The 12,071-nt window shown below is 37.4% G+C and carries 12 protein-coding genes; 7 read left to right on the top strand and 5 right to left on the bottom strand.

The window, feature by feature from the left end; all coding sequences use genetic code 11:
- On the top strand, nt 1–501 hold the full coding sequence (locus tag WBG45_RS02325) for a hypothetical protein (protein WP_424412188.1): 501 nt from the start codon (nt 1–3) through the stop codon (nt 499–501).
- Between the two features lie 26 nt (nt 502–527).
- Here the strand turns inward: WBG45_RS02325 and WBG45_RS02320 are convergent, their stop codons facing one another.
- Complete coding sequence (locus WBG45_RS02320; protein ID WP_424412187.1) at nt 528–1,223, bottom strand: class I SAM-dependent methyltransferase; 696 nt, start codon at nt 1,221–1,223, stop codon at nt 528–530.
- Between the two features lie 144 nt (nt 1,224–1,367).
- Between WBG45_RS02320 and WBG45_RS02315 the strand changes: the two genes are divergently transcribed.
- The 4 genes from WBG45_RS02315 (at nt 1,368) to WBG45_RS02300 (ending at nt 7,796) form a co-directional block, all read left to right on the top strand.
- A complete protein-coding gene (locus WBG45_RS02315; protein WP_424412186.1) occupies nt 1,368–2,354 on the top strand; it encodes an aldo/keto reductase in 987 nt (328 codons plus the stop codon).
- A gap of 1,410 nt (nt 2,355–3,764) precedes the next feature.
- Complete coding sequence (locus WBG45_RS02310; protein WP_424412185.1) at nt 3,765–5,105, top strand: sigma 54-interacting transcriptional regulator; 1,341 nt, start codon at nt 3,765–3,767, stop codon at nt 5,103–5,105.
- Nucleotides 5,102–6,415: an aspartate aminotransferase family protein gene (locus WBG45_RS02305; RefSeq protein ID WP_424412184.1), complete on the top strand. Its 1,314-nt coding sequence runs from the start codon at nt 5,102–5,104 to the stop codon at nt 6,413–6,415. The genes WBG45_RS02310 and WBG45_RS02305 overlap by 4 nt, the downstream gene beginning before the upstream one ends.
- 13 nt (nt 6,416–6,428) lie before the next feature.
- On the top strand, nt 6,429–7,796 hold the full coding sequence (locus tag WBG45_RS02300; protein ID WP_424412183.1) for a YjiH family protein: 1,368 nt from the start codon (nt 6,429–6,431) through the stop codon (nt 7,794–7,796).
- 292 nt (nt 7,797–8,088) lie between these two features.
- Here WBG45_RS02300 and WBG45_RS02295 read toward each other — a convergent pair whose 3' ends face one another.
- From WBG45_RS02295 to WBG45_RS02280, 4 genes are all read right to left on the bottom strand, one after another.
- Nucleotides 8,089–8,394, bottom strand: coding sequence for an ArsR/SmtB family transcription factor (locus WBG45_RS02295; RefSeq protein ID WP_424412182.1), 306 nt, complete (start codon nt 8,392–8,394; stop codon nt 8,089–8,091).
- Nucleotides 8,395–8,417: 23 nt separating this feature from the next.
- Nucleotides 8,418–9,182, bottom strand: coding sequence for an SDR family NAD(P)-dependent oxidoreductase (locus WBG45_RS02290; protein ID WP_424412181.1), 765 nt, complete (start codon nt 9,180–9,182; stop codon nt 8,418–8,420).
- 124 nt (nt 9,183–9,306) lie between these two features.
- Nucleotides 9,307–9,984, bottom strand: a complete 678-nt coding sequence (locus WBG45_RS02285; RefSeq protein WP_424412180.1) for a DUF1129 family protein — start codon at nt 9,982–9,984, stop codon at nt 9,307–9,309.
- A complete protein-coding gene (locus WBG45_RS02280; protein ID WP_424412179.1) occupies nt 9,974–10,315 on the bottom strand; it encodes a PadR family transcriptional regulator in 342 nt (113 codons plus the stop codon). The genes WBG45_RS02285 and WBG45_RS02280 overlap by 11 nt, the downstream gene beginning before the upstream one ends.
- Before the next feature lie 397 nt (nt 10,316–10,712).
- Here WBG45_RS02280 and WBG45_RS02275 point away from each other — a divergent pair, with 397 nt between their 5' ends.
- Together WBG45_RS02275 and WBG45_RS02270 are read left to right on the top strand one after the other, a co-directional pair.
- Nucleotides 10,713–11,243 (top strand): RNA polymerase sigma factor, encoded by a 531-nt coding sequence (locus WBG45_RS02275; protein WP_424412178.1) that lies wholly within the window; start codon nt 10,713–10,715, stop codon nt 11,241–11,243.
- A gap of 2 nt (nt 11,244–11,245) precedes the next feature.
- Entirely contained in the window at nt 11,246–12,001 is a 756-nt protein-coding gene (locus tag WBG45_RS02270) for a hypothetical protein (protein WP_424412177.1), read from the top strand.
- Nucleotides 12,002–12,071: the final 70 nt, after the last annotated feature.

Raw genomic sequence — 12,071 nt, 5'->3', positions numbered from 1 at the left:
TTGAAAAAAATAGTAATGCTATTCCTTTTAATTTTAATTTCAGGTTGTTGTGAGGTGGCTAATTCAGAAGATAGTACATCAAATTTAAGCGAATTAGAGCAAACCCTTAGCTACTCCATCTTAGAAAATTTCGGATATCGCCATGAACTTGAAGACGATGCGGTAAAGCAAATTGAATTTGATGTTGAAACTGGAAATATGAAAATTGTCGTACTTACCTATATGTTTGAAGATGAATCATACGAAGAGTTTGTAGCCGATACTCTCGATAGTTGCACAAACGTACTCCAAGATATAAAGAGACAGCTGGAAGTACAAAAAGTTGATTTAATTATTGAAACTCCGATTGAAGATGAGGAAGGAAATCTAGATTATTATGGTGGCATATTTAATATGGTTTTTGATCGCAAAAATCTAAGAAACACTGATTTTCACAAATTGAATCCTCTTGAACTTTCTAAAAAAGCGAATTTTTATTTTCAAGTTCCTTTGACAGAATAAAAAGACAGAGCCATGGCTCTGTCTTCTTATTTTGTAGAATGTGCAATCCAACCTCCAAATAGTGTGGTTGAAAAGAATTGTGTAACTCTTTCAAATCCAGCTTGCTCTAAAAGTTCTTCGATTTCAGTTGAAGAACTAAAAGATAGTTCTCGAACCGATTCCTCCATACCTTCCACTTCGTCTTTTGTTAAGTCGGTTAAATCCAGCCATATGGATTTCCATAAATTCATACGTACATCAAATTCTGGTTCAGATTGATCTCCATACATCGTCACGAGGACAAAAGGTGATCCAGGTTCTAAGCTTTCATTCACTGTTTTTAATAAACTTAATTTTTCTTCTACAGTTTCTACAAAATGAAGGACAAGTAAGCAGGTAGCTCCATTAAACACTCCAGTTAAATCCACTTGCTCGATTGTCCCTGTTTGTATGGTCACTCGTTCTTCAATGCCTTCATTTTTCGCTTTTTGTAACGCTACTTCAAGCATCGCTTCCGACGGGTCAACACCAACAAATGTCCAAGTAGGATTAGCTTTACCAAACGTTACGATTTCATTTCCTCCACCAGCCCCGACGACTAAGATGTTTGCTGCGTCTTTTACATGAGCTCTTAAGAAGGACTGTACTATACGAAACATCGCATCATATGTAGGCAAAGCACGGCGAATTCCTTTATCGTATTCTCTCGCCATTTCCATATCAAATTCTAAATCGTCTTTCACTGTTTTTCCCCCTTAGGAAGTTAAGTTTCTAGTTTGTATTATGGAATAGTTTAATAAAACTTTCAAACCGCATGATATTCGCTAACTTCAGAGAACAAGTGTTACACTTACCCCAAATAAACGCTCTTTTGGAGGCTGAAGTCTATGGAAAACAACATAATGAAACGACCATTAGGTCAAACAGATTTACTCTTGTCCCCCCTTGGACTCGGAACGTGGCAATTTAGCAAAGGAACTGGCATCGTTGGTAAGTTTTGGGGTTCTTTAGATGACCAATTGACTGAAGACATCATCAAAACTTCTTTAGATGGTGGTATCAATTGGTTCGATACAGCAGAAGTTTATGGTGGTGGCGAGTCCGAAAAAATATTAGCAAAAGCACTTAACAACATTGGTACCACACCTGAAGAGGCAAGAATTGCAACCAAATGGTGGCCAATGTTTCGAACAGCTACCTCACTTTCAAAAACAATTGATACACGAAAAGAAGCGCTAGGTAATCGTCCAATTGATTTGTATCAAATCCACCAACCATATTCGCTTTCTTCTGTTGAAAAACAAATCAAAGCTATGATTGAATTAGTAAAAGATGGTCATATTAAGCATGTTGGTGTAAGTAATTTTAATGCAACTGCAATGGTCAATTCCCATCGTATTTTGACTGACAACGGTCTAACACTTGCTTCGAATCAAGTGAAATACAGCTTGCTCGACCGTCGAATAGAAGAGAATGGAACGCTTGAAAGTGCGAAGAATCTCGGAATTTCTATTATTGCCTATTCGCCTCTTGAACAAGGATTGCTAACAGGGAAATTTCATGACAACCCTGCGTTAATTCAAGATGCTAAAGGCCCTCGAAGACTTCAACGAAAGTTTAAAGAAGTTGGGTTAGCAGAAACTAAACCACTTATTTCTCTACTGGATGCCATTGGCGAAAAGTATAATGTGAGTGCTAGTCAAGTTGCGTTAAACTGGACTATTCATTACCACGGAGATACTGTTTTTGCAATTCCAGGGGCCACTAAGGTCCATCATGCACAAGACAATGTGGGGGCTTTAACATTCAAACTTGATGCTTCAGAACTCGAAGAAATTTCTCGTACTTCATGGAAAGTCATCCGCAAGAAATAATTGTAAAAACACTGCAATTAGATATTAATTCGGATAGATATATAACTAAACTAGACGCCTTAACAGGGCGTCTTTTAAATGTGTTTTTAAATTATCCGACACTTGATTCCTTACACTAAGGATACGCTAACGCAATTGTGCAATAAACGAAAGTGTAGTGATTACATAATTGCTTTAATAAAAGACTATATTAAATGTTGCTGTTGATATTCCGCAAAACAGTTACGCTTTCCGCGGGCTTGCGCCGAACTAACTCGGACTTAACGTCCAAGTGGATTTCTACACTTCGCTATTCCCGCTGGAGTCTTCACTGTTTTGCTCCATATCACTAATTCGAAAGCTCTCTCATATACTTGTTCACTAGAATGATTGTAGTAGAAGTCGACGGGAAAACATGGTGCTCCTGCGGTTACTCGTCGCAAAGAAGATTGCTCCTGCGGTTACTCGTCGCAAAGAAGATTGCTCCTGCGGTTACTCGTCGCAAAGAAGATTGCTCCTGCGGTTACTCGTCGCAAAGATATTGGACGAAATGACAGTTCGTCCAATATCTTTCCTGCGGAATAAGCGTGTCCAAACTAGACCCCGCAGTGAACGAGTTGGTCTTAACAATTCGTTTGCGACGGGTCTTCAATTCAAGCTATTCCCACAGTAGTCTTTGTGGCAGTCCCTGCCTGCTATTAAGACTTTAACAAAAGATTGAAAAAGTGCTAACGGTCCTTATGCTTTATCGTCAAACACTGGCTGACAACTTCACAAAGATTGAGTGATGGTTGTAAAAATACTTTTGTCAACGACCTCAGACGCCCTAATTGGCGTCTTTAAATGTGTATTGAAATTCCTTTCACTAAGGATCTAGGATAATACCTGTGCGATAAACGAAAGTGTAGTGACATCAACTTTTCTCTTTCAAACATCAAAATTAAAGACCAGATTACTGCTTTTGGCTACCACCAAAAGCCTTTTCTGTTAGTAACACCTTTTGTTTATTGTTCCATAATTTTACTATTACAACTACACCCGTGATTTTTCCAATTAAATCGTTCAAAATTACAACTAAGTGCCTGATTTTTACAACTAAACACGGAAATTTTACAACTAAATGTTAAACAAGAGGAATGTCCTCTATGTTGACGGGGTTTTTGGATCACTTTGACTCAAAAGTCTCTGGTACATCCTCTAAATCATGAAAAAAGGAGTTAAGTGACATGTTCACTTAACTCCTTTTTAATTCCTAAATTCAATCTAGTTCCCAAACTTGGTGTCCCATACGGAACGTGCTGATAGCGTAAATAAAACAAAAAACTCTATCTGAGCCAAAAAATAAATTATTAGAATTATTCAAATTGCACTTGTAATTAGATTATTCATTATTGTATAGTTCTATACAAGAATGAATAAAGGAGTTCAATAATGAATTCGATGTTATTACTTCCAAATACGGATGAAGAAATTATAGATACACATGATGAAGATATTATCATTACTACCCGTGAAGGGAAAATTATTAAAGTAACGCAAATTAGTGGAGAGCACTATGGTTTAGCACCCGGAGACCTTCTAGGTAAGTCTGTTTACGACTTAGAAGCACAAGGGATTTTTTCGCCAGCTATTACTCCTGAAGTAGTCAAGAAAAAGAAAAAAGTAGTGACCGTTCAAACGACTCCTTCCGGTCGCAAAGTACTTATTACTGGTATTCCCCTTTTTAACGATCAACGTGAGGTTGAGTTTGTGATTAGTTACTCTTTCGAACTGTCTGAGCTAATTGTTATGAAAGAGTACTTGCGAGATTTAGAAACTGAAATGTCGAAAGTAAAAGAAGAACTTGCACATTTACGGGATCAACATATTCAAATTGATGGTTCCGCTATGGAAAGTCAATCTTCGGCTCGTGCAATAAAAACAGCCCTTAAAATGGCACGTATTGATGCACCGATTGTCATTCAAGGTGAACTTGGCGTCGGTAAAACAACGTTAGCAAAATTTGTTCATTCTAAAAGTAATCGAAGTGATGGACCTTTTATTGAAGTGAATTGCGGAACAATTCCTGAAACAGTTTTTGAAATCGCTTTCACTGGCAATAAAGATTCTATGTCACAAGGTTATTTATCTTTGGCTGATGGTGGCTCACTTGTGCTAAAAGAAATTGATCAATTATCTCATTCTTCTCAAACAGTTCTATTCAATCTACTAAATAACCAAGAATCAACAAGAATAATTGCGTTAAGTGAAACTCCATTAGACCTGTTAGTAAAACAAGGCACATTACGCGAAGACTTATTTTATTTACTCCATATAGCTCCCATTCAATTAAAACCTTTACGTGAAAGACCTGAAGATTTAGAAAAAGCTATAGACCTGTTTATGCAAAAATTAATCAAGAAATACAATGAACCTAAAAAAATTGCTGATAATTTGTACGTGTATCTTCTTCAACTTAAATGGGAAGGTAATTTCCGGGAACTACAAAATGTACTGGAACGTAGCTTTATCGAAAGTGAAACTAATATTGTCACTCTTCAAGACTTACCTGCTACCTACCGTCCAATGGATGAAGAACAAATTGGTTTTGAGATTGAAGGACAAACACTTCCAACTATTCTAGATTTTGTTGAGAAAAAAGTATTATTGAATGCACAGAACCACTATAAGACGACAACAGAAATGGCACGTGTATTAGGAATAAGCCAACCTTCTGTAGTTCGTAAGTTAAAAAAACATCTACACACACATATAGGAGATGAGACCGAATGACGACAGTAACACAACCAGATTTTCAACATCTAGTGGGATCTATTGCAAACTTGCTCGCACCAAGCATGGCAAAGGACCATCCCAATTTACCCGTCGTAAAAGCTGAAGGTTGTTATTACTACGGAGTAGATGGAAAGAAATATTTAGACTTCACTTCAGGCATTGCAGTAGAAAACGTTGGACATCGTCACCCTAAAGTTGTTCAAGCTATTAAGGATAGTGCAGACACTTTAATCCACGGTCCATCCGGAGTCATAATATATGAATCTATTTTAAAACTAGCACATGAATTGCAACAAATATTGCCCCCAAAACTTGATAACTTCTTCTTCGCCAACAGCGGCACTGAAGCAATTGAAGGAGCGATTAAATTAGCTAAATATGCAACTCAGCGACCATATGTCGTGTCATTTACTGGTTGTTTTCACGGACGTTCAATCGGAGCATTAAGTGTAACGACTTCCAAAAGTAAGTATCGAAAGTTTTTACAGCCTTCATGGCTAACGTATCAACTGCCCTATGCGCATCCAGATGATTTACCTGAAGGAGCAAATCCTGAAACGTTCTTCCCGGAAAAACTAGAAAGTGATGTTGAAAAACTTTTTAATCATCAAGTAACTCCTGAAGAAGTATCTTGCATGATATTAGAGCCTGTTTTAGGTGAAGGTGGCTATATTATTCCACCTAAAGAGTGGCTTGCAAAAATTCGAGAGATTTGTGATCGTCATGGCATCTTATTGATTTTTGACGAAGTTCAAACTGGTTTTGGGCGAACTGGCAACTGGTTTGCTTCGCAAACATTTGGGGTTACTCCAGATATTATGGCAATCGCTAAAGGTATTGCCGCTGGACTCCCACTGAGTGCAACTGTTGCATCTAAAGAGTTAATGGCTAAATGGCCACTTGGTACTCACGGTACAACATTTGGAGGTAACCCGATTGCTTGTTCAGCAGCACTTGCATCACTAGAAGTATTGAAAGAAGAACGGTTACTTGAAAATGCAACAAATATGGGAGCTTATGCTTTAGAGCAACTTGAACAGTTGAAAAAGAAACATAAACTCATTAAAAATATAAGAGGCGTTGGTTTGATGATAGGTATTGAACTACAAGTTCCTGAAACAGGCAAACCAAATGGAGAAGCCGTGATGGAAGTATTAGATGAATGCTTAAAAAGAGGTGTGCTTTTCTATCTTTGTGGGAACTCAGGTGAAGTCATTCGAATGATTCCACCGTTAACTATTTCCAAAGAACAAATTGATACAGGGATTGATGTTTTGAATCAAGCACTACTAGCTTACAAAGCATAAGGGGGAAATGGACATGACTACGATTTACAAAGGGGAAACGGCGATTTCATCGTCCGCAACATGGAAGTTTATCATTCCGTCACTGATTGGGGCATTATTATTTTTAGTGCCCGTAAAGTATGACGGACAAGTAACAATCGGGGTTGGAATTTTAGCTTCATATTTACAGACTACATTTGGTGAGTGGATTCCTGCATTTATTTTATTACTACTAGGTTTTTCAGCATTCGCAACCATAGCGGCAACAGCTTTGAAACCAACATTTGTTCGAGATTCAACATTTTTACGTTCTATTTTTATTACTGGTCCATTCGGTCTGATCGTTCGCGTCGTTGGATTTGCAGTCGGAATTATGGCATTTTATGAAATTGGACCTGAAGCCATATCTTCACGAAATACTGGTGGCGTGGTGTTATATGATTTAGCTCCAGTGTTGCTAACATGGTTTTTATTTGCTGGTATTTTATTACCATTGTTAGTTGAATTCGGATTAATGGAGTTTGTTGGTGCTTTAGTTAATCGGGTTATGCGACCTGTGTTTACGTTACCTGGCCGTTCAGCAGTTGACTGTATGGCATCATGGATGGGAGCTGCACCAGTTGGAGTTCTAGTAACAATGAAGCAATATGATGAAGGCTATTATACAAAACGTGAAGCTTCTGTTATTGCTACAACCTTCTCAATTGCTTCTGTTGCCTTTAGTCTTGTCGTAGCAAATGTCGTTGGTATCGGTCACTTGTTCCTGCCTTTCTATATTGCAGTATCGGTTGCATGTGTAGTTGCAGCGATTATCATGCCACGCATCCCGCCATTGTCACGTAAAGAAGATACTTATTACGAGCCAGTGGGAAAACAAATTGATGACAATATCCCAGAAGGCGTTTCTTTAGTTAAATGGGGGTTCGATGAAGCACGTCGTAAGGCAAACCAAGTAAGTAGTGCGAAGCATCTTGCAAAGTCTGGTGCTGAGACTGTACTAGATATTTGGTTAGGTTTGATTCCACTTGTTATGGCTCTAGGTACACTAGCACTAATACTTGCTGAATACACGCCATTATTTAAAATCATTTCTTATCCGTTAATTCCAGTGCTAACTTTACTAGGGTTACCTGAAGCTGCAGAGGCTGCACCAACGATTTTAGTAGGTTTTGCGGATATGTTCTTACCTGCAGTTTTAGGTAGTGGTCTTGAAAGCGACTTGACGAAATTTGTAGTTGCTGGTGTATCTTTAACTCAATTAATCTATATGTCTGAAATCGGAATTTTGATTTTACGCTCAAATATTCCAGTTAACTTCATGGAACTTGTGATCATCTTTGTTTTACGTACAATTATTACTTTACCAATCATTGTTCTATTCGCTCACTTGTTTGTTTCTTAAAATTAAGACTGTGTTAAACGATGCTTCTCTTTATTGCACAGTTGCGCTGGCCGCACGTTCCGCATGAGCAAACAAATATGAAAACCACATATAATTGCAGGTCTCATTCTTCATGCTTTCGCGGTGTGCTAGGCGCAAATCTCAAAAGGCTACCCCATTTTAAACAAAGGGGTAGCCTTTTATTTAACCAATTGTCTCGCTGTAGCATCTCAATTTAGCCCTTTTCCTGTGAGTTAAAAACCTTCTCGCTCTTATAGAACGCTACCTGGAGAATGTTTAATTGCAAAATTTATTACAAAATACATTCCTCTTCGACCAGTTTGATTAACTCTTTTAGTTGCTCCACGCTTGTTTCAAGAGAAAGGGAATAATACCGTTGAGTCCCTTTCTGTTCAATCTGCACTAATCGATTATCTCTTAATATTTTCAAGTGATGCGAAATAGCAGGCCTTGATAATATGGATTGATCAGCTATTTCATTCACACTCAATGTTTCATGTTCAGCCAATAACAAGATAATGTCTTGTCTCGCTGGGTCTGAGAATGTTTGAAATAAAGGAATACATGCTCTAAATACATCAATTGCTTGTTGAGCCATTTTTGACACCTCTCCATTACTTCTTATTTATCACCCGCAACATATTTGGCGATTTTCGCCGTTGTACTTCTCGGCAAAAATTTGGCAGCCGCTGCCCCCACTTTATTTGTGCTACCTGTAATAACCACTCGTTTCCCTTTTTGCATTCCTATATAACCTAATGACGCCACAGTACTGGCATCCATAGCCTTACTAAACATTTTAGTCTTTTCAACATTAGCAACAGATCCAAAATTGGTTTTTGTCGCCCCTGGACATAACGTCGTCACACTCACTCCTGTGCCCATTAACTCTTCAACTAGAGCTTCAGAGAAAGACAGTACATAAGCTTTCGTTGCATAGTAAACAGCCATCATCGGACCCGGTTGAAAAGCAGCTGTACTTGCTACATTCATTATTTTACCAGATTTCCTCTTTTTCATTTCAGGTAGAAAAGCATGGGTTAGCTCGGTGAGAGCTGAAATATTAAGTTGGATCATTTCAAGTTGTTTCTCCACATTTAATTCGTCAAATTTCCCTAACAATCCAAAGCCTGCATTATTTATTAATACATCTACTTGTAGTTGCTTTTCTCTTATTTCTTCAACAACTTCTTTTACTGAACCAGGTTTACTTAAATCTTTTGATATCGCTGTAACATGTAATTGCGGAAATTTGGATTTAATACTTAATAACTGTTCCTCATTTCGTGCAACCACGATGAGATCATATTGGTCTTTTGCTAATAATTGTACAAATTCGTATCCTAATCCACTAGTTGCTCCCGTGATTAATGCTGTTTTTTTCATTTTATATTCCCCCTATTAGTTCGTATGTTTAAACGTTCAAGTATTTAAACATATAATAATTAAAAAAAGAATCTTTGTCAAACGACAAACATTCTTTCTAATCGTTGTATAGCGCTTACTTTGTTTAATTGACCTTTGTTTTGAATTTCATTAACCAGGTAATTAATAGAAAAACGGTCCCCGCTCCAATTGATGCTGACCACGGAAATTCAAAAGATGGACCAAAACCTCGAATGAAATAATTAGCTCCTAATATTACCGCGAAACTTCCTGCCCCAAACAATCCAACTTTAATCATATTCATCTTATCGGCCGATTTTTCTTTGAAGAGTGACTGATGAATTAATCCAAAGATTACTTTTACACTTATAAACACAATACCGGCAAGCAATCCAAAGATGATAATTGTTGGAACAATATAAACAGTAGTGCTTACATCTACAAAATTTGAGAATAACAGCAACACCAATCCGCGCGTCACTAAAAACCAACCAACTAAACTAAAAGCTAGCTGTCCTACAAACTTGACCATGTCACGCTTCTCTTCTTCCGGCAATTGTTCAATGAGTTCATCAGCAAATGTTCGTGGATTTTCTCCAAATACTTGATTAGCTGTCTTTCCTTCTTCTTGAGCTTCCAATAAGTGATCTAACATTTCCATTAGGACTTCTTCTGCCTGTTTTTCAGACAATGTTAATTTTGTACGAATGTATAACATCAAGTCCGTGTAATATTTTTTATTTTCTTCATTTAGATTTTCTCGTTTTTCATTATTTTGTTTGATTAGTTCTTTAACATTCATGAACATCTTCTCCTTTCATTAATAAAGCATTAATTGGAATCGATAGTTGTTTCCATTCCAATGAAATCATTTGTAGTGCATTAATACCCTCTTGCGTCAGTGAATAATATTTTCGGTTAGGACCAGATTCTGAAGGTTTAAATTCTCCCAATATTAATGCTTGTTTTTGCAAGCGTAATAACACAGGGTAAATCGTTCCTTCACTAACGTCTCCGAGACCAAGATCTTGCAATTTTTTCGAAAGTTCATAGCCATAAACAGGTGCTTTCGCAATAACTGCCAGTACACAACCATCTAATATCCCTTTTAGCAGCTGACTTCTAAGTGACATGGCCTTTCCTCCCTTACAGTACATTGTAAAACAAGATAGCAATTAAAATAATAACTACCTTGTTTTACAAAGTAGCTAATGTTAGTTTAAATTGTTAATCGTTAATTGTCAAACTGCGGTTACTCGTCTCAATAAGGTTTTCTCCTGTGTGACCTGCAGAAAGCGATGGTTTTTCATGCAACGAGGTGGCACATGGACTGCCCGTGAAAATCGTCAGCCAGTATCGGACGGAAATATAAAGAATCTCTGTTTTTAGAATGATAATGTTTTCATCCAGTTTTATGAATGATAATTGACTCATATTAACAATTATTTTTAACGTCGAAAACTTCTTAGCCTTTCTAAGGGTAAATATAGTAAGAATAACAACCGTTGTTCAGGAAGGAGTGAATAATGATTGAATAATAATGAATGGATTATACAAATACAATCGGGTGATAAGGATGCTTTTCGTCGTTTTTACGCAGCCTATTCAGAATATGCCATTCGAACAGCTTCTGCGATTACACAGAATCGTGAAATGGCCAAGGATGCGGTACAGGAGACTTTCATTCGTGTATTCCGACAAATTAAAAGCTACAATCCGAATCTTCCATTTGAACCTTGGTTTTACAGAATCTTAACTAATGAATGCATGCGGTTACTAAAAAAGGATTCATCATACTCAAAGTTCGAACATCCCGACTTAGAAAATGAACCTTCCCTGGCCGAGGAATCTGTTGAACGTCTTACTAATTTATACGATGTCATCCAGTCACTAGATGACACACATCGCATCCCACTCATTCTAAAATACGTAAAGGGTTTCAGTGAGAAAGAAATCGCTGAAATTCTTGACCTTAATCAAAACACAGTAAAGTCCAGATTGTTCAAAGGAAGAAAACGACTGCAAGATCAGTTGACTTCAACCGAAAAGGAGGATACCTAAAAATGAGTAATATTGATAAAAAAGTAATAGATGACCTTCATGCACGAACAGAGAAGGATAGTCTTGGACTGAAAGATGAAATTTGGATTATGTTGGAAAATGAGTTGTTTAGTGAAGACAAAAAGACTAGAAAAGATAGTAGAAAAACGAAAAAAATAAGCCGTGTAATTCCACTTATTATTACAGTAGCTGCAGGGATTTTGATTACATTGAGTTTGCAAACAGATACAGGTGCGGCATTTGTAAATAGCATTAAGGATATGTTTGTCCCTGAAAAAGAAGTGATCCAAAGTATTGAAGGTCAAGACGAAGAAACGAAAGTTCAACTAAATGAAGGAATTGATTCGGAGTACGTCATCTACGTCGATGAAGAGCGATACAAAATGATTAAAGGCGAAGAAACGGACCTCATCACGACGAAAGAGCCGCTTCCAGAAAATTATCCAGATGTATCGATGGAAATCAAACAAGTGCCTGATATTAAACCAGAACTACTTGTAGAGCAATATGAAGAAGAGCTGAAGAAGGATTTCCCTGAACTAAGAGCCATTGAAGAAGTTACAGAACCAGTAACTGGCTATTTGTTACATGGAATTAATGGCAATCAATCAGATAGTGTAGTGGTCCATGCCTATGTCATCAGCAATGGCAAAGAAGGCAGCTTTATTATCACGCAGTACTATTTCCTTGAAGCTGCTGAAGGTCATGGTGCTAGATTTCACCGTATGCTGGAAACTTTTGAAATCGTTGAATTATAGGATTTAAAAGAGGAACAGCTGTTATCCTTTCCTCTTTTTTACATCGCCTTTTTCAAATCATTCTATAGTG

This window comes from Paenisporosarcina sp. (assembly GCF_049671445.1).
GTDB lineage: Bacteria > Bacillota > Bacilli > Bacillales_A > Planococcaceae > Paenisporosarcina.
This window is presented reverse-complemented; position numbering and strand designations above follow the sequence as displayed.

What these genes read in the sequence shown, in the direction of transcription:
- WBG45_RS02315 (WP_424412186.1), top strand. Translation starts at nt 1,368, where the DNA reads ATGGAAAACAACATAATGAAACGACCATTAGGTCAAACAGATTTACTC.
- WBG45_RS02310 (WP_424412185.1), top strand. Translation starts at nt 3,765, where the DNA reads ATGAATTCGATGTTATTACTTCCAAATACGGATGAAGAAATTATAGAT.
- WBG45_RS02305 (WP_424412184.1), top strand. Translation starts at nt 5,102, where the DNA reads ATGACGACAGTAACACAACCAGATTTTCAACATCTAGTGGGATCTATT.
- WBG45_RS02300 (WP_424412183.1), top strand. Translation starts at nt 6,429, where the DNA reads ATGACTACGATTTACAAAGGGGAAACGGCGATTTCATCGTCCGCAACA.
- WBG45_RS02295 (WP_424412182.1), bottom strand. Translation starts at nt 8,394, where the DNA reads ATGGCTCAACAAGCAATTGATGTATTTAGAGCATGTATTCCTTTATTT.
- WBG45_RS02290 (WP_424412181.1), bottom strand. Translation starts at nt 9,182, where the DNA reads ATGAAAAAAACAGCATTAATCACGGGAGCAACTAGTGGATTAGGATAC.
- WBG45_RS02285 (WP_424412180.1), bottom strand. Translation starts at nt 9,984, where the DNA reads ATGAATGTTAAAGAACTAATCAAACAAAATAATGAAAAACGAGAAAAT.
- WBG45_RS02280 (WP_424412179.1), bottom strand. Translation starts at nt 10,315, where the DNA reads ATGTCACTTAGAAGTCAGCTGCTAAAAGGGATATTAGATGGTTGTGTA.
- WBG45_RS02270 (WP_424412177.1), top strand. Translation starts at nt 11,246, where the DNA reads ATGAGTAATATTGATAAAAAAGTAATAGATGACCTTCATGCACGAACA.